15 protein-coding genes are annotated in these 18,289 nt (G+C 39.1%); 13 read left to right on the top strand and 2 right to left on the bottom strand.

The annotated features are described in order from the left end of the window. The first annotated feature begins 3 nt into the window (after positions 1-3). The 10 genes from uvrA (at position 4) to AC07YC_RS12610 (ending at position 12,081) form a co-directional block, all read left to right on the top strand. Positions 4-2,871 carry an excinuclease ABC subunit UvrA gene (gene uvrA / locus AC07YC_RS12655; protein ID WP_494919559.1) on the top strand — a complete coding sequence of 956 codons (2,868 nt, stop codon included), beginning with the start codon at positions 4-6 and terminating at the stop codon, positions 2,869-2,871. 141 nt (positions 2,872-3,012) lie between these two features. Then, entirely contained in the window at positions 3,013-4,200 is a 1,188-nt protein-coding gene (locus AC07YC_RS12650; protein ID WP_494919558.1) for a DUF4097 family beta strand repeat-containing protein, read from the top strand. 240 nt (positions 4,201-4,440) lie between these two features. Further along, positions 4,441-5,127, top strand: a complete 687-nt coding sequence (gene ftsE, locus AC07YC_RS12645) for a cell division ATP-binding protein FtsE (protein WP_008178797.1) — start codon at positions 4,441-4,443, stop codon at positions 5,125-5,127. Further along, a complete protein-coding gene (gene ftsX, locus AC07YC_RS12640; protein WP_008178795.1) occupies positions 5,117-6,001 on the top strand; it encodes a permease-like cell division protein FtsX in 885 nt (294 codons plus the stop codon). The genes ftsE and ftsX overlap by 11 nt, the downstream gene beginning before the upstream one ends. 59 nt (positions 6,002-6,060) lie before the next feature. After that, positions 6,061-7,371, top strand: coding sequence for a murein hydrolase activator EnvC family protein (locus tag AC07YC_RS12635; RefSeq protein ID WP_336636217.1), 1,311 nt, complete (start codon positions 6,061-6,063; stop codon positions 7,369-7,371). A gap of 289 nt (positions 7,372-7,660) precedes the next feature. Beyond that, a complete protein-coding gene (locus tag AC07YC_RS12630; RefSeq protein ID WP_494919557.1) occupies positions 7,661-8,290 on the top strand; it encodes a hypothetical protein in 630 nt (209 codons plus the stop codon). Positions 8,291-8,292: 2 nt separating this feature from the next. Continuing rightward, positions 8,293-8,880 carry a redoxin domain-containing protein gene (locus tag AC07YC_RS12625; RefSeq protein ID WP_036147185.1) on the top strand — a complete coding sequence of 196 codons (588 nt, stop codon included), beginning with the start codon at positions 8,293-8,295 and terminating at the stop codon, positions 8,878-8,880. Between the two features lie 234 nt (positions 8,881-9,114). Continuing rightward, positions 9,115-10,557 (top strand): S41 family peptidase, encoded by a 1,443-nt coding sequence (locus AC07YC_RS12620; RefSeq protein ID WP_036123391.1) that lies wholly within the window; start codon positions 9,115-9,117, stop codon positions 10,555-10,557. A 121-nt stretch (positions 10,558-10,678) separates the two neighbouring features. Next, positions 10,679-11,860 carry a PDZ domain-containing protein gene (locus AC07YC_RS12615; RefSeq protein WP_336636219.1) on the top strand — a complete coding sequence of 394 codons (1,182 nt, stop codon included), beginning with the start codon at positions 10,679-10,681 and terminating at the stop codon, positions 11,858-11,860. Continuing rightward, a complete protein-coding gene (locus AC07YC_RS12610) occupies positions 11,860-12,081 on the top strand; it encodes a DUF2198 family protein (protein WP_096363606.1) in 222 nt (73 codons plus the stop codon). The genes AC07YC_RS12615 and AC07YC_RS12610 overlap by 1 nt, the downstream gene beginning before the upstream one ends. A gap of 31 nt (positions 12,082-12,112) precedes the next feature. Here AC07YC_RS12610 and AC07YC_RS12605 read toward each other — a convergent pair whose 3' ends face one another. After that, positions 12,113-12,439, bottom strand: a complete 327-nt coding sequence (locus AC07YC_RS12605; RefSeq protein WP_036123398.1) for an AzlD domain-containing protein — start codon at positions 12,437-12,439, stop codon at positions 12,113-12,115. After that, on the bottom strand, positions 12,436-13,170 hold the full coding sequence (locus AC07YC_RS12600) for an AzlC family ABC transporter permease (RefSeq protein WP_494919556.1): 735 nt from the start codon (positions 13,168-13,170) through the stop codon (positions 12,436-12,438). The genes AC07YC_RS12605 and AC07YC_RS12600 overlap by 4 nt, the downstream gene beginning before the upstream one ends. Positions 13,171-13,295: 125 nt before the next feature. Here AC07YC_RS12600 and AC07YC_RS12595 point away from each other — a divergent pair, with 125 nt between their 5' ends. The 3 genes from AC07YC_RS12595 to addB all read left to right on the top strand — a co-directional run bounded on the left by AC07YC_RS12595 (position 13,296) and on the right by addB (position 18,289). Beyond that, positions 13,296-13,847: a helix-turn-helix domain-containing protein gene (locus AC07YC_RS12595; protein WP_336636220.1), complete on the top strand. Its 552-nt coding sequence runs from the start codon at positions 13,296-13,298 to the stop codon at positions 13,845-13,847. Positions 13,848-13,858: 11 nt separating this feature from the next. Beyond that, a complete protein-coding gene (locus AC07YC_RS12590; RefSeq protein ID WP_080709363.1) occupies positions 13,859-14,497 on the top strand; it encodes a TVP38/TMEM64 family protein in 639 nt (212 codons plus the stop codon). A gap of 282 nt (positions 14,498-14,779) precedes the next feature. Further along, positions 14,780-18,289 carry a helicase-exonuclease AddAB subunit AddB gene (addB, locus tag AC07YC_RS12585; protein ID WP_494919555.1) on the top strand — a complete coding sequence of 1,170 codons (3,510 nt, stop codon included), beginning with the start codon at positions 14,780-14,782 and terminating at the stop codon, positions 18,287-18,289.

Below are 18,289 nucleotides of genomic sequence, written 5' to 3'. Positions count from 1 at the left end.
CTTGTGAAAAATACTGAAATTGTCGTGCAAGGTGCACGTGCTCATAATTTAAAAAATATTAATGTCACAATTCCACGTGATCAATTAGTCGTTTTAACAGGATTATCAGGATCAGGTAAATCTTCATTAGCATTTGATACGATTTATGCGGAGGGACAACGACGTTATGTCGAGTCTCTTTCCGCCTATGCACGTCAGTTTCTTGGGCAGATGGACAAACCAGATGTTGATGCAATCGAAGGATTATCGCCTGCTATTTCAATAGACCAAAAAACAACGAGTCGTAACCCACGCTCTACGGTAGGGACGGTTACAGAAATCTATGATTACTTACGTTTACTATATGCACGTATTGGTAAGCCGATTTGTCCGAATCACGGGATAGAAATTACTTCCCAAACGATAGAGCAAATGGTGGACCGTTTATTAACTTATCCAGAAAGAACCAAAATGCAACTCCTTGCTCCAATGGTTTCTGGACGTAAAGGAACACATGTAAAACTGCTAGAAGATTTAAAAAAGCAAGGCTTCGTTCGTGTGCGAATTGATGGAGATTTACGAGATTTAGATGATGCGATTGATCTTGATAAAAATAAAAAACACTCTATTGAGGTAGTGATCGACCGTGTTGTAATGAAGGAAGGTGTCGCTGCACGTTTAAGTGATTCTTTAGAGACAGCTCTTCGTTTGGCCGATGGTCGTGTGCTTGTAGACGTTATGGAGCATGAGGAATTACTATTTAGTGAACATCATGCCTGTCCTATTTGCGGTTTTTCTATCGGTGAGCTAGAGCCACGCATGTTTTCATTTAATAGTCCATTTGGTGCTTGTCCAAGCTGTGACGGCTTAGGCTCGACACAAGAGGTGGATTTAGATTTAGTGGTGCCGGATTGGGATCGTTCTTTATTAGAGCATGCTATTGCACCTTGGGAGCCAACAAGTTCACAGTACTATCCTCAATTATTAAAAGCAGTTTGTGATCACTATCATATTCCAATGGATGTGCCTGTGAAGGATTTACCAAAAGACAAGATGGACAAAGTGTTATTTGGCTCAGGTAAAGAGAAGATTCACTTCCATTATGAAAATGAATTTGGCAATGTGCGAGACCAAATGATTGAATTTGAAGGTGTTGTTCGAAATGTAGAGCGTCGTTTTAAAGAGACAACTTCAGATTATGTTCGTGAGCAAATGGAAAAATATATGGCACAACAGGCTTGTCCTTCTTGTAAAGGCTATCGGTTAAAGCCAGAAACATTAGCTGTAAAAGTTGCCGACAAACATATTGGTGAGGTGACACAATATTCAATTCAGGAAGCCGACACATTTTTCAAAGAGCTAGATCTCTCTGAAAAGGATATGAAAATTGCTCGTCTAGTTTTACGGGAAATTGAAGAACGACTGGGCTTCCTGGTTAATGTAGGTTTAGACTATTTAACTTTAAGTCGTGCAGCAGGTACATTATCTGGTGGGGAAGCACAACGTATTCGTCTTGCTACTCAAATCGGTTCACGATTAACAGGCGTTCTATATATTTTAGATGAACCATCGATTGGCTTACACCAACGGGATAATGATCGCTTGATTAGCACCTTACAAAACATGAGAGATATTGGTAATACACTGATTGTGGTGGAGCATGATGAGGATACGATGCTAGCAGCTGATTATCTGATTGACGTTGGACCAGGTGCAGGTGTTCATGGTGGCCAAATTGTTGCAGCAGGTACACCACAGGAAGTCATGGAAAATAATAAATCTTTAACAGGACAATATTTAAGCGGGAAAAAATTTATCCCATTGCCAGTTGAAAGACGTCAACCAAATGGTCGTAAGCTTTCGATTAAGGGTGCCAAGGAAAATAACTTACGCAATGTCAAAGTCGATGTTCCACTTGGCTTATTTGTCGCAGTGACAGGTGTATCTGGTTCAGGGAAATCCACGCTGATTAATGAAATTTTATATAAATCATTGGCACAGAAGCTGAATCGTTCCAAGGTTAAACCGGGAGAACATAAAGAGGTAACAGGGATGGATGAGCTTGAAAAAGTCATCGATATTGACCAATCTCCAATTGGCCGTACCCCACGCTCGAATCCAGCTACTTACACGGGAGTCTTTGACGATATACGCGATGTTTTTGCTACCACGAATGAAGCAAAGGTACGAGGCTATAAAAAAGGGCGTTTTAGCTTTAATGTCAAGGGTGGTCGCTGTGAAGCATGTCGTGGAGATGGAATTATTAAAATAGAAATGCATTTCCTTCCGGATGTGTATGTTCCTTGTGAAGTATGTCACGGCAAACGCTATAATCGCGAAACACTTGAAGTAAAATATAAAGATAAAAGTATTGCAGATATTTTAGATATGACAATTGAAAATGCAGTAGTATTCTTCGAAAACATTCCAAAGATTCAACGTAAGCTTCAAACTATTGTTGATGTTGGCTTAGGTTATATGAAATTAGGACAACCTGCCACAACATTATCCGGAGGAGAGGCGCAGCGTGTAAAATTAGCATCTGAATTACACCGACGTTCAACAGGTAAATCATTCTATATTCTAGATGAACCAACGACAGGCTTACATGCAGACGATATTGCACGTTTACTTGTAGTGCTACAACGTCTTGTTGAAAATGGCGATTCCGTATTAGTCATTGAACACAATCTAGATGTTATCAAAACGGCTGATTTTCTTATCGATTTAGGTCCAGAGGGTGGAGACAAAGGGGGGACGATTATCGCAACAGGTACACCTGAAGAAGTAGCAGAAGCGCCAGGTTCTTACACAGGAAAATATTTAAAACCAATTTTAGAACGTGACCGTATGAGAATGGAAGCAGTATTAGCAGAAGCTTCTAAATCTTAATCCCAGTCTTCAATCGGAGTGCGAAAAGCTCTACTCGATCCATAGAATTAAAACGTTGTAATAAAATTCAATTTTGCAGTGAAACTTTTCAAAAAAAGAATCGTATAAATAGTATAACGAACTGAGGGAGGCTATTTAGTTATGCAAAATGAACGTCAACGAATTTTAGAGCTTGTAGAAAAAGGTACGATTTCGGCACAAGAGGCGATTACATTATTAGAAGCATTAGAGCAATCCGGCAAATCTACTCAAAATGTTATGGATGATGTGTCTAAAGAGTCACAGTCATTTTCATCTGACAAAGAGTCATTATTTGAAGAAAAGACTAAAGATGGCGACAAGAAAAAAGAAGATTTTATGAAACATTTCCAAGATGAGATGCAAGATTTCCGTAAGGATTTAACACAGATTGGTTCTCTCTTTATGGATATGATGAATACAGCTGTCAAAAAGGTGAAGGAATTTGATGTAGCTTCTCCGTTTGGCGATAAATTTGAGTTTACGCATACAGAAGAAGTGGCTGCTGCCAATGTAGAAAGCATTATTGCTGAATTACCGAATGGTAACTTTTCATTGGAATCCAGTGAAGGAGATACAATTCAAGTTATTTGCAAGGTGAAGGCACCGCTTATGAATGATAGTGAAGAAGAAACGCGCAATCACTTTTTGGAGCAATTTGTTGTGAAAGAAGATGAGCATTCACTTCGAATTTTGAGTCAATTAAAGCTTGTTCAAGTCAATGCAAAGGTACTAGTTCCAAAAGATAAACTTGAAAAATTATCTGTCCGATTGATGAATGGTAGTGTTTCATTACAGGATACAGATGTGGAAGAATTAAAGTTGAAAACATTAAACGGTGCTATTAAAGGGACTAAGTTCAGTTTTGGAAAAGCGGAAGTAGATTCCTCTAATGGCTCCATTGAATTAACAAAGGTTCGCGGGAAAGATTTAGAAGCTGAAACATTAAATGGACGTGTTTATTTAGATGGTGCGCTGGACGAAGTAGAAGCTAAGTCTGTTAATGGACATGTTGTGGTGACGACATGTTCAACAAATTCATCCAAAATAAAAGCTCAAACGGTTGCAGGAGCGGTTGAATTATATGTGCCTCGAACTATTTCATTAAGTGGTAAAGTGGTGACGAATTTTGGGAAAGTAGACGTCGGTATACATGATGTTTCCAAAATGGAGTCGCAAGATCAATTCCTCTCTAAAGTTGTTCGTTTTGATAAAGAAGTTGAACATGCAAATCGCTTATTTATCGAAGGAGAATCAAAAACAGGTGCTGTTTTAATTCGCTACACAACAACAGAAGAGGAGCAAGTTTAATACAAAGCATTCAGGCTGATTGCCTGGATGCTTTTTTCTTGTGAAGCAGCAATCGACACTATATGTCGTCGATTGCTGTTTTTATTTTATGTCATATTTTTAAGGATTATGGCAAGGAAAGAACGAAATAGAAGGAACTGCCACGGATTGAAATGAAACTGTAATAAAAAAACAGAAATAGAGTGCTATAATAGTAAATGAAATACCTCTTACATAGTGAGAGTTTTAGGTGGTTTAATCATGATAGAAATGAAAAATGTAACGAAGAAGTACCCCAATGGCGTTGTTGCGACAAATGGTATTTCTGTAAATATAAAGCAGGGTGAATTTGTGTATGTAGTAGGCCCAAGTGGTGCAGGTAAATCTACATTTATCAAATTGATGTACCGTGAAGAAAAAGCAACATCGGGGCAGATTATTGTGAATGGTATCGATTTAGCAACGTTAAAGAATAAGAAAGTCCCATATTTGCGTCGTCAACTTGGAGTTGTTTTCCAAGATTTTAAATTATTACCTCGTTTGAATGTCTATGAGAACGTAGCGTTTGCGCTAGAAGTAATCGAGGAACAACCTGATGAGATTAGACGTCGCGTTATGGAAGTTTTAGAGCTTGTAGGATTAAAGCATAAAGCTAGAATGTTTCCGAATGAGCTCTCAGGGGGAGAGCAACAACGTGTGTCCATTGCACGCTCTATCGTCAATGTACCAAAGGTTGTGATAGCCGATGAACCTACAGGGAACCTTGATCCTGAAACTTCATGGGAGATTATGAATTTATTTGAAGAAATTAATGCGCGGGGGACAACCATTGTAATGGCGACCCATAACCGCGAGATTGTGAACACGATTCGACGTCGAGTGATCGCTATTGAGGGCGGGTTAATTGTCCGTGATGAACACGGAGGTGAATACGGCTATGAAATTTAGTACTGTAAAGCGTCACTTCCGTGAAAGTATTAAGTCTCTTGGACGAAATAGCTGGATGACCATTGCGTCTGTCAGTGCAGTCACAGTTACACTTATCCTAGTTGGCGTTTTTGCGCTTATTATGATGAATTTAAATAAAGTGGCATCGGATTTAGAAAACGACGTTGAGATTAAAGTGTTAATTGATGAAACAGCAGATGAGGCGGCAGAAAAAGCGCTCATTGAGAAAGTTAAAAAATTGCCTGGTGTCTCTGAAATGAACTACTCAACCAAGGAAGATGAGTTAACCAAATTAGTCAAAGATTTTGGTGACGATTTTAAGCTATTTGAACAAAGTAACCCATTACGTAATGTAATTTATGTAAAAGCAACAGAGCCTCAGCAAACGGCAAAAGTGGCGAAGGCGATTGATAAATATGAGTATACATATGACGTTATGTATGGTGAAGGCAAAGTAGAAAAACTATTTAACTTCTTAAATATGAGTCGTAATGTAGGAATCGTGCTTATTTTAGGGTTATTATTCACAGCGATTTTCTTAATTTCAAATACTATTCGAATTACGATTATTGCGCGTCGAGATGAAATTGAAATTATGAAACTAGTAGGTGCCACGAACTCATTCGTGCGTATCCCGTTCCTATTGGAAGGTATGTGGCTCGGAATTTTAGGTTCTATTATTCCGATTGCGGTTGTCACAACCCTTTACCACAATATATATAAAATTATTGCACCTCGTTTACAGGGGGAGCTCATTCAAGTATTAGATTTTTCTCCACTCGTGTATCAGGTGAGCGGTCTTCTGTTACTTATTGGTGTGTTGATCGGTATTTGGGGAAGCTTCATGTCAGTGCGTAAGTTTTTAAAAATTTAATTTAGCACTCACAGCGGATATTTGTGAGTGGGAAAAATAGTCGAAGGGGAGTTCAATCGGTGAAAAGTAAGGCGAAAAACACATTGAAAACACTTGCAGTAGCATCTGCTCTAATTCTTTTTATCCAAACTCCATCAGCGTTTGCAACAAGTTTATCGGATTTAAAAGAAGAGAAAAAGCAAATTGAAACAAAGAAAAATGAATTAAATTCATCCATTTCAAACAAATCAAATGCCATTACAGCGAATCAAGAAAAACAACAAAAAATCATAGATCAAATTCAAGCATTAAACGCTGAAATCGACAAAACAAATAGTGATATAAAAAAAGTACAAGCTGAAATTCAAGCAACGAATGAAGAAATAAAAAAACTAGAAGAGTCTATTAAAGAACTATTGCATAAAATTGAAGAGCGCGATGTTTTATTACAAGAGCGGGCTCGAGCAATTCAAGCAGGAGGCTCTGTTAGCTATTTAGACGTATTATTAGGTTCTAATAGTTTTGTAGACTTTATTGATCGATTCTCTGCGGTCAATGCCTTAATGGAAGCGGATCGTCAAATTATTCAAGATCAAAAAGATGATAAGCAAACATTAGAAGAACAAAAGCAAATTGTAGAAGACAAACGTAAAAAGTTGGAAGGCCAACGAGCGGAGCTTGAACGATTAAAGGCTTCCTTAAATAGCCAAAAGACTGAGAAAAATAAATTAGTTGACCAATTAGAAAAAGAGCAAGAAAAGCTAAAATCAGAAAAAGTATTACTTGAAAAAGAATATTCAGAGGCTTTGGAAGTAAGCCAAGAATTACAGGATCAAATTATTTCTGAGCAAAAGCGTTTGGCTGAGATTGCTCGTCAGCAAGAAGCGAAACGTAAAGCAGCCGCAGCTGCAGCGGCTGCAGCAGCTGCCAACAATGGCGGTGGAGGCTCATCAGGTGGTACAGTTAATGCCCCACAATCGAACGGCACATGGATAAAACCAACGAATGGTCGTTTAACATCACCCTATGGATGGCGGAACCTTGGAGCAGGCCCTGAATTCCATTATGGTGTGGATCTCGCCAATTCAACAGGGACACCAATTTGGGCAGCAGCGGATGGAGTAGTTGCTTATGCTGCACCACTAAGTTCCTATGGAAATGTTGTCATTCTGACGCATTCGGTGGATGGGCAAATTTATACAACTGTCTATGCACATTTAAATTCATTTAATGTAAGTGTAGGACAAGAAGTAACACAAGGTCAGCAAATTGCTGCAATGGGTAGCACTGGCCGTTCTACTGGTCCACACTTACACTTCGAAGTGCATATTGGACCTTGGAGAGGACAAGCAGTTGGTAGTGTAAACCCGCTAAAATATATTCCATTGTAAATTATTAGCTATACATTAGAGCAATCTAGTGTGTAGCTTTTTTTGTCGTTCAGCATTATGAAGGTCTTACTAGCTACCCGTAACTATGTGGATAGACAGCAATATTGTTAGGACGTGATGAACTAGCGTAGCTCCTCCCTTTTCCTATGATCAGATTCTATTTAATGTTATGATGAATATATACGTAGTGGGGTATATTTCTTAAGATTTTCTGAACACAGTGTGAAATTGGCTTTTGTTGTAAAGTTCTATGCTATGCTGTATATATCTTTCGGAGGTGGATTAGAGAGTGATCAATACAGATTGGTACTCCATCCGAGCGCTAACTTTACCAGCAACTGCAATTGCTCTACTTATTACATTTTTCATAGTTTGGCTTATTCTGCGCTTACAATTTTCAAAAAAGTGGTCTGAGGCATATAGTGATGCAGCCTTTACATTTATACTTGTGTGGAAATTTAGCTTGCTTGTTACTGACTTTAAATCAGTGGTAGCGCAGCCTATCTCCTTACTTTATTTCAATGGAGGTACAGTTGGTGTTTTGCTAGGTGCCATCGCTGCATCTTTGCAAGTATGGCGGAAGCGACATAAGCTCTCGTTTCAAGGCCATCATATAATGGCGTATAGCTGGGCGATCATCTTAACTCAATCCGTTTATCAATGGCTTGTAGTGCTGTTCAACGACAACTCTACAACGAGTGAAGTGACTACATTAATGGTACTAAGTGTATTGACCATCTTCATACTATGGAAAATGCAGGGAGTAAAACGAGGCTTAATACTGTATACAGCCGGTCTAATCATTGTTGCCTTCTTCCAGCCACTTGGTATAGAGCAAACAGCTGTAGGTATGAGTTTAATATTGCTTTGTCTTGGTATTGTTTTAGAACAAGGAGAACGAATCAAAGTGGGAGGGTAAGAATGAAAAAAAATATTGGACTACTGATTGTCGTGCTTCTAGTAGTTGCGATGATTGGTACATATGTGAAACAGCAAATTAATGAAGACCGAGCCATAGAAAAATCTGCTCTTGGCAAGGATATAGGGGAGCGAGAAATTGGTTTAGGCAATGGAGATACACCGCCTGATTTTACATTAACAAGCTTAGATGGGGAAGATATTACATTAAGTGATCTTCGGGGAAAGAAGGTTGTATTGAATTTCTGGGCGACATGGTGTCCACCGTGTAAGGCAGAAATGCCCCATATGCAAAGCTTCTATGATAAATATGGCAAAGAAAAAAATGTAGAAATCGTAGCTGTCAATTTAACATCAGCCGAGCGTGATGTGACAGCAGATGCGAAAGTGGATACGGTGATGACTTTTAGAGATAGCTTTGAGCTAACATTCCCAATTTTATTGGATCCTGAAAATTCAGCAGGCTCAGACTACCAGATTATCACCATTCCGACAACATATTTTATTGATTCAAACGGCTATATTCAACGTGCCATTAAAGGACCGATGGACGTGGATATGTTAAAAGAATATGTAGACGCATTAGATTAATTTATAAAAAATCTGTTCAGTTTCTATCGTAGAAACGAGCAGATTTTTTTTATTTTACGGTGACACCGTGGTGGGGAATCTCATCTTGCAGAGAAGTTTTCCACATTTCCACAGAGTAATGCCGATTGCTCGCAAAGTGAGAGAAAGTATCTCCTCAAATCATAATTTTGAAAACTAATCTTGTATGTTTGAAAAAATAGTGTCATACAGTAAAAGAGACGGAGGAGGGAAGATTTGCGCAAATTAACGGCCGGTGTCGGTGTCCTACTTAGTAGTTTAGTGGTAGGCAGTGGTATTTACTTTGATTGGTTTAATATTGGTGATAAAAAGGAGCCTGTTACGGAGGTTGACACAATTGGTGAGGCCATAACCCTCATTGAAGAAAAATCAGTGTACAGTACAAAAAAGGATGCTTTGGTGGAAGGAGCCCTTCGTGGTATGGCAGATGCCATTAAGGACCCTTACAGCACTTATTATTCCAAGGAAGAGGCTGAGCAACATCGACAAATGCTAGCTGAAGAAAGAGTAGGTATTGGGATTGAACTCTCAGAAAATAAAGGGAAATTTATCGTAGTTTCCCCTGTTCGTTCATCACCAGCAGAGAAGGCTGGAATGCGTTCACTCGATGAAATTGTACAAGTTGATGGCGTTCGTGTAGATGGTAAAACGATGAGCGAATTAATGCATTTAATTCAAGGGGAGAAGGGGACGAAGGTTACCATTGTTGTTTACCGTCCAAGTGAGGATAAGCATATTAAGATGACAATGGAACGGGCTGCAATCTCTAACAAGACTGTCTCGAGTGAAGTTGTAAAAGTAGAGGATACAGCAATTGGCTATGTTTCGATTTCACTGTTTGGTGAGAAGACGGCAAATGAATGGGTTGCTGAAACAAGTAAATTACTTCGGAAAGATGTTGAAGGAATTGTTATTGATGTTCGTGATAATCCAGGGGGGTATTTACATAGCGTCGCAGCGCTACTAAGCACAGTATTAGATAGTGGCAAGGTATTTGCATATATGCAAAATGCTGAAGGTGCTATGGAACCATTAAAAACACAAACAAAAGGTATCGATGAAAAGTATTTAGAAAAAATGAACAAAATTCCGATTGTTGTTTTACAAAATCAAGGTAGTGCTTCTGCAAGTGAAGTATTGAGCGGAGCCTTAAAAAGCTGGGGGCGTGCTTCTCTTGTTGGGGTGAAGAGCTTTGGGAAAGGAACTGTACAGGAATCCTGGGAGCTTTCAAATGGCGGAGAGCTTAAATTATCCACGAATAAATGGTTAACACCAAAACGTGAATGGATTCATGGGCAGGGCATCGAGGCAAGCCTGGTAATCGAGCAAAATGAATTATTCGCTTTCCAATTACATCCACTGACAGGGAAGTTTAAGGTGGGCGATATGAGCGAGGAAATTTCTTATTCTCAAAACGCCTTACAGAAACTTGGCTATCAGATTGATCGCTTAGATGGTTATATGGATGATACAACGGCTGAAGCGGTTAACCTTTATCGAAAACAGAAAAAATTAAAACTAGCAGAAGATGAATTTTATATGGATACGACTTTCTTTAATAGCTTGAATGAAACATTAAAAAATTATAAAGTAGACCGTCAAAACGACCAACAATTCCAAATGGCAACTAGTTTTTTACTACACGCAATTGAACAATGAACTCGCTAGTAGAACAAAAATACCATAATACAGAGCTTTCTATGAGTTTGTACTACGCAAGAGTGTAGTCGTTTGATACAATAAATTCATAGTATTCAAGATAGAAACGGCGGGTGTTCGTATGGTTAGTGATATATTATTAGAAATTGTAACAGCGATTGGCCGCTTTTTACTCAACCCATTACTGTATGTAGCCATCATATTTGCTATTTTATTAGGTTATCGTCGCGTAAAGCAGGAGCGTAAATATTTTAATAGACGGATTATTTGGGGCTGGACAGAGTTAGTCGGACAATGGAAAGATGGATGGCTTTATGCATTGCTTATTTCGCTAATTAGTGTGGCGGCAGGGCTTACTGTTCCAAAAGTTTTTTTAATCCTTGTAATAGCGGTCTCGGTAGTAGGGCTCGTATTGTATTTCCTGAATGCTATGTCACCTATTTTAACAATGGGTATAGCAACGCTAGCAATATGGGCTATGTCTTACTACAACTGGTCCTTTACTTGGTGGAACATTTCCTTAGCAGGTGTCGATTTAGAGAATGGGGCTATCGTTACCATTTCTATACTTGTAGGTCTTTGTGTGATTGCTGAAGGTCTTTTAATTCGACGTGCAGCAATGAAGGTCACAACACCTTGCGTGGAAAAAACAAAACGAGGTATGCAGGCGATTGTCTATCGTTCAAGAAATGTTTGGGTACTGCCTATTTTCTTTGTTATGCCTGGTGATGCGATTTCTGCTGTATTCCCGTACTGGCCACAGTTTACGATAGGGGATACTAGCTTTGCATTGGTCCTTTTCCCACTCGTAATTGGCTTTTCGAAGCTGCTAAGAAGGGAATTACCTGCCCTAGTATTACCTAAAATTGGGCGTTCTGTAGCTATACTTGGACAGCTTATTTTAATAGGAGGACTGGCTGCATATCTTGAACCAATGATCGGTTATATGACGCTTGGGTTGGGAGCAATTATCCGTATCATCATCTCCATCTATTATGCGCAGCAGGATAAAACAGATCATTATGCGGTAGCACCTAGCACAAAGGGTGCCATTATTGCAGCAGTGCTTCCTGATTCGCCAGCTGAGAAAATGGGCTTACTTGCAGGGGAATGTATTCGGAAAGTAAATGGTGTTTCTATTTTTACTGAAAATGAATTATACGAGGCATTACAATTAAATGCCGCTCATTGTCGTCTGGAAGTGCTAGATCGAAACAATGAAATTCGTTTAACGCAGCATGTCATTTATAGTAATGATCATTACCGAATTGGATTACTACTTGCTGAGCCGAGGGATATATAATGGACGTTTTTGGGAAAATGATGTTGGCGCTCTTCATACCTGCTTTATTGGTGCTATTATTCACAAGAATCACGTATAATCGCTATGTTGCTCTATTATTGGCTATTGCGCTTATCGCTGCCTCAGTATATGCAGGGTATACATCCCCACCAATTATTTTCGTTATTGATGCATTTTCATTAACAGTGGGCTTTTGGTTAGCCAGTAAAATGAAGCAATAAAAAAGGTCAGTCCTCCAGGGGACTGACCTTTTTACATGAAAAATCGCACAGCTGCCATTATGATAACTCCTGCAACGACAGTAATAGATAAACTTTTTGTAATAAGCGCAATAACTAGCGTTGGCACGAATGTAATAAAGACTGGCCAATCAAGAGTCACAACTTTGCCGCTTTCGGTATCGATTAAATTTTCGATGACAAGAGCACTTAAAATACAAACAGGAATAAAACTAAGCCACTTTAGCACTACATCTGGGAGTGTGACACTGCGTACAAAAATAAACGGAATGACACGTGGTAGCCATGTGACAAGCGCACAGCCAATAATCAGCCATACCATATAAGCGGTTGTTGTCATTTGTCGGTCACCACCCCAATAGTTGCTACGATCACCGTTGCTAGCAAAACAGCCACATGTGAAGGTACTATATAAGAAAGACCATACATAATTACAGCCATATAGCCGATTAACTTAATATAATGCATGATTTTACTTTTGCCGACACTACTCAATTGTAAAACTAAAAGAGCGACAAACATAGCGACTAAGGCGAAATCTAGTCCCCATTGTTCAGGATTTGCCACCCATTGCCCTAAGAAGGCACCCGTGACGCAAGATAAAATCCAAAAAATATACGCTGTTAAGTTAAGCCCATCCATCCATTTACCGTATAATTTACCGGTTTGCATTTGCCTGGTCACAGCCACCCCAAAGGTTTCATCTGTTAATAAAGTACCGAAGCCTACATTTCTAAGCATGGAATAACGCGTAAAATGAGGGGCTAATGTTAAACTCATTAATAAATGGCGTAAATTGACGACAAAAATGGTTACAATGATAGCAGAAGCAGGACTACTTGTTAAAAGTAGCGCACAAAAAATAAATTGTGCAGAGCCTGCGTAAATCAATATAGTTAAAAGGGCGATTTCGAGTACTGATAGTCCTGAAGCGGAACCTACAACACCGAATGCAAGTCCTATACTAATATAACCGAGTAAAGTAGGTACACAATCCTTCACGCCCTGTATAAAGCTATCGTTGGGTGAGTTTGTTGCCGGATCATGATGAAGCTCTGTTGTACTTGTCATAAATAGGTCATCCTTTCTTAAAAATTTCCATGTATACTGTTGATGGAATAGTTTGATAGTTCTTGATGTTTATTAAAGTATACATATGTCTGATAAAATAAACAATAGAAAATTGGTGATTAAAAATGGAACAAATGAGCAGAAATTTAGCCTTTCAATTAAAGAAAATTAGACAACAACGTCATTTAAGCTTAGATGATGTTGCTAAAGCAACGGGTGTTAGTAAAGCGCAACTCGCTCAAATAGAAAAGGGAGAAGCGAATCCTACTGTATCAACTATTTGGAAAATAGCTGCTGGAATGCGTATTTCATTTTCTTCTTTATTACAGCCGCCAACAGCTCATTACATGCGTTATAGCGGTAAGGATGTCCCACATGTTGATGAGGATGAGGGACGCTATCGTGTCTATTCGATTATTCCGTATAATCCTGAACGAGGTTGGGAATTCTACAAGGTTGAAATGGAGCCTGGAGCCATTAGTAGGAGTGAAGCCCACACAGAAGGGGTAGAGGAAACTGTCATGATTATCAAAGGACAAGCTGCTATTTCTGCTGGAGATATGCATGAATTACTGGATGAAGGGGATACACTAGTATTCTCGGGGCATCAACCCCATGAATATCGAAATACATCTGAAGGGTTAACAATTTTTCATTTAATTTTACAGTATAAATAGAGGTGTCGATAGTGAAAGAATGGTTTACAGTAGAAAATATTGAACTTGTTGCGGCGCAGTATCGAACACTCGGCCCCGTCATTGGTTTACTGCTACCTTTTCTAGAAGCGTTTTTACCATTCCTACCATTAGTGGTGTTTGTTGTAGCTAATGCAAGTGCATTTGGTTTATGGCTTGGATTTTTATTATCTTGGTTGGGTTCTGCGGCTGGATCATATGTGGTATTTTTGCTTGTCCGACATTTTGGTAAACATCCAAGGCTGCGATTTATAACTGGCAGTAAAAAAGTACAGAAACTTATTAAGTGGGTGGATATGAATGGCATAAGCCCTCTTTTTGTCCTCCTATGTTTCCCTTTTACACCTTCTGTCATCGTGAATATTGTGGCGGGCTTATCCCATATTCATAAAAAGTTTTACTTGGTCGTTTTATTAGCAGGAAAATTCGTGATGATTTTAGGGATGAGTGTATTGGGATATGATTTAAAATCATTACTAACAAGCCCTGTGAAATTAATAATTGCGGCTGTTGCGATTGTTATTTTATGGTTTATTGGAAAGCTAATTGAGAAGCGCTTGAATGCTCGTGTAGAAAGAGATTTAAAACAAGCGCGAAATTTGACGAAAAATCAGGATCACCATGCAAGATAAAATAGTTGTAGCCTCTTTGATTTGTTGAAGAGGCTGTTTTTTTGTGAAATGAAATCATTGGTTTTTATTGTCTATCGAAGGTTGATAGATAGTATTTGCTAGTTATTTTCGATAGAATTTAAGATAGATGCTCATTGATGTTTATAGCGTAATCACTCTGACAATGGAATCAGATGAAGTGATAGAAATGATAAAAAATAATCTATATATAAATGTTAGTGAATGGATGCTAACACGCAATCAAAATAGTTAGACAGTATTTGATAGAGGAGGGGGAACGATATGACATTGCGAATTGTTTCGGGACGCTCGGGAACAGGGAAATCCGTATTTATTCATCAAGAAATTGTTGAACAGCTAAAGACTGATCCACTCGGTCAACCTATTTTTGTCATTGTTCCTGACCAGATGTCTTATTCTACGGAATATGAGCTAACGAATAAGCATGGTTTGCAGGGCTTGATTCGTGCGCAAGTGATGACGTTTAAGCGTTTAGCATGGCTCGTTTTACAGGAGACAGGTGGTATTGCTCGTAAAGAAGTGAATGGCTATGGTTATCGAATGCTGATTCGTAAACTTTTGGAGGAACAAAAAAGTGAGTTCTCCTTATTTAGACAAGCTGCTGGAAAACGTGGTTTTACGGAGGAAATTGAAACACTTTTAAAAGAATTTAGTCGTTATAGTGTCAATAGCTCTGTTTTAGCTGAGGTAACAGAATCCTTAAAGGCGATTGACGCGCCAAATACCTTACAAGCCAAAACGAATGATTTACTTGTCGTTTTGCAGGCATTAGAAGAACGACTTGGTACGACATATGTTGATAGTGAGGGCTATTATCCGATATTAACGGAGCACTTGAAGTATGCTGAAACAATGAAGCAAGCAACCATTTATATTGATGGATTTACAGCCTTCACAGTGCGAGAGTTAGAGCTGGTACGAGAATTGCTTAAGGTAACTAAACAGGTAACCGTCGTTCTTCCGTTTGATCATATAGACGAAGCTTTTGATGAACAGGCTCTTTTTCATGAAGCAGCGTTAACGAATCAGCGACTACATGATATTGCAAATGAAGAAGGCATAGACGTCGAGGCACCTTTACATTTTTATTATACTCAAAGATTTCAATCTGAAGATTTACAACATGTGGAGGCAAATTTTGCTAATAGGGTGCCGCAAACGAAAAAAACTTCTGGAGATGTAATGGTGTTTGAAGCATCGAATCTTCGAGCGGAGGTTCACGCGATTGCCCGGGAAATAACAAAGTTAACAAGAGAAGATGGCTATCGTTATCAAAATATTGTCCTTTTATATCGACAAGCAGAACTTTATGACCCATTGATTACAAGTATTTTCCAACAATATGACATTCCTATTTTTACAAATACTAAAAAAACAATGCTCCATCATCCTTTGATTGAGCTTAGTCGTTCGGCATTAGAAATCATGACGTCTAATTGGAAGTATGAACCTGTATTTCGAAGTGTAAAAACAGATTTGTTTTTCCCCTTACAAGCAGAGCTAACTATTTGGCGTGAGCGAGCAGATCGATTGGAAAACTATTGCTTAGCACAAGGAATCTATGGCGAACGTTGGTTTGAAGAGGCTCGTTGGTTTTATAAAAAGTATCGTGGGCTTGAGTTCCATTCACGTGTACAAACAGATGAAGAACGTGCGATGCAAGCAGAAATTGAGGCAATTCGTGACGAAATTCGTCAGCCTTTAAAGGAGTTTCAAGACAAACTGAGTATGGCGCCAACGGGTAAGGATGTTGCCACTGCTTTATTTGAGCTAGTAGAGTCATTACAAGTATATGAGAAGCTTCAAGCTATGAAGGATCGTGAGCTTGAGCGTGGGGATGCACTCGCAGCGAGTGAACATGAGCAAGCCTGGAATGAATGGATCCATGTATTGGATCAATTTGTCTATATGTTTGGCGAGCAGGAGATGTCAGTGGAGGAAGCGGCTAAAATTCTTGATGAAGGCTTTGATACATTAGAATTTTCTCGCATACCACCAACATTAGATGAGGTTATGGTAGCGACGGTTGATTTAGCTCGTTTATCCAATATTAAAGTGGCCTTCGTTTTAGGAATGAATGATGGTGTATATCCAACTCGAATGGAATATGAGGGTTTATTGTCAGATACAGAGCGTGAATGGTTTAGTCAAATTGGTTATGAGCTTGCACCAACCTCCTCTAACCGTTTATTACAGGAGAATTTCTTATTTTATCGTGCTGTCACAACACCGTCAGATAAGCTTTATTTGACGTATCCTACAGCAGATGAAGAAGGAAAGGCACTGTTATCGTCTCTTTATATAAAAAAATTCATTGGAAATAATCAAACAGCTGGTCTGTTAAGTGGGGTTCAAGCGGAGCGGGTTGTAATGGATCCAATAGAATTATTAGATGGAAATGCTTTACCGTATTTACGCCATCCACGAACAGCTTTAGCCCATTTAATGGTACAACTACGTCAGGCAGAGCATAGCCGTGAACTGGCACCTGAATGGCTGGCGTTACAAAAATTTTATCAGCAGGACCCTTACTGGGCACTTATCTTTGAACGAGTACATTATCCGATTACTCATAAAAATGAAGCACAGCCATTGGAAACCTATATAACTCAAGAGCTATATGGGAAAAAACTCACATCTAGTGTGTCTCGAATAGAGAAATATTTTAGATGTCCATTTTCTCATTTCACAACGTATGGACTACGTTTAGAGGAACGTGCGGAGTACCGATTAGAAACCTTTGCAATGGGTGATCTATTCCATGAGGCATTAAAGTGGATAACAGAGGAAACTCACCGACTGCAGCTATCTTGGATTCGTTTAACAAAACAGCAAATTAAACAGTTGGCACGTCAAGCAGTAGAGCAAATTGTTCCTGTCTTCTCCCATCAAATTTTATTATCTAGTGCCCGTTATCGCTATATTCAGCGGAAGCTTATTCGAATTGTGGAGCGCACGATGATGGCATTGACACAGCATGCGAATGTGTCTCACTTTAAGCCAATAGCGATAGAGGCATCGTTTGGGCCAGGGCAACATGAACAGCTTCCACCTCTTGAGATTGATTTGACTAGTGGTAAAAAAATGTTTATGCGAGGTCGTATTGATCGTATCGATAGTGCCACGATAGATGACCGTTCTTATTTGCGGATTGTTGATTATAAATCATCAGCCCGAGATTTAGATTTAAATGAGGTTTATTATGGATTGTCTTTACAGGTACTTACTTATTTAGATGTGGCAATGGAAAATAGCTCCTATTGGCTTCCAGGGGAAACGGAACCAGCTGGGGTACTGTATGTCCATGTCCATAATCCTATGTTAAAACTAGATAAGGATATGACGGATAGTGAAATAGAAGAGGACCGGTTAAAGCAATATAAAATGAAGGGTCTGCTGTCTGAGAATGCTGAGTCCATTTTATCGATGGACGAGCAGTTAGAGGAAAGTAGTGGACACTCAAAAATTATCCCTGTTTATATGAAAAAAGATGGTACACCTTCTGAATCGCAATCACGCATTGTGCCTGTGAATGATATGAAAAGACTACAGCATTTCGTACGCCGTAAGCATCAGGAGGCAGGGAATGGGATTTTGTCTGGCGATACTGCTATCAGCCCGTATAAATTAAAATCCAAAACAGCCTGTGACTATTGTCAATTTGCCGCGGTTTGCCAATTTGATCCATCTGATGGTAAACAAAACTATCGTCAGTTGATGCAAACGAAACCAAATGAAATTGTTGATAAAATTCGGAAGGAGATAGAGTAG

Source organism: Lysinibacillus sp. GW247-5R2A, assembly GCF_059424475.1.
The sequence above is the reverse complement of the archived record's forward strand: the minus strand, read 5'-3'. Positions and strand labels throughout refer to the sequence as shown.

Bases quoted from the DNA above. Each gene is read 5' to 3' on its own strand.
- AC07YC_RS12615 (WP_336636219.1), top strand. From the start codon at position 10,679: ATGGTTAGTGATATATTATTAGAAATTGTAACAGCGATTGGCCGCTTT.
- addB (WP_494919555.1), top strand. From the start codon at position 14,780: ATGACATTGCGAATTGTTTCGGGACGCTCGGGAACAGGGAAATCCGTA.
- AC07YC_RS12625 (WP_036147185.1), top strand. From the start codon at position 8,293: ATGAAAAAAAATATTGGACTACTGATTGTCGTGCTTCTAGTAGTTGCG.
- AC07YC_RS12610 (WP_096363606.1), top strand. From the start codon at position 11,860: ATGGACGTTTTTGGGAAAATGATGTTGGCGCTCTTCATACCTGCTTTA.
- ftsX (WP_008178795.1), top strand. From the start codon at position 5,117: ATGAAATTTAGTACTGTAAAGCGTCACTTCCGTGAAAGTATTAAGTCT.
- AC07YC_RS12600 (WP_494919556.1), bottom strand. From the start codon at position 13,170: ATGACAAGTACAACAGAGCTTCATCATGATCCGGCAACAAACTCACCC.
- AC07YC_RS12595 (WP_336636220.1), top strand. From the start codon at position 13,296: ATGGAACAAATGAGCAGAAATTTAGCCTTTCAATTAAAGAAAATTAGA.
- AC07YC_RS12605 (WP_036123398.1), bottom strand. From the start codon at position 12,439: ATGACAACAACCGCTTATATGGTATGGCTGATTATTGGCTGTGCGCTT.
- AC07YC_RS12650 (WP_494919558.1), top strand. From the start codon at position 3,013: ATGCAAAATGAACGTCAACGAATTTTAGAGCTTGTAGAAAAAGGTACG.
- ftsE (WP_008178797.1), top strand. From the start codon at position 4,441: ATGATAGAAATGAAAAATGTAACGAAGAAGTACCCCAATGGCGTTGTT.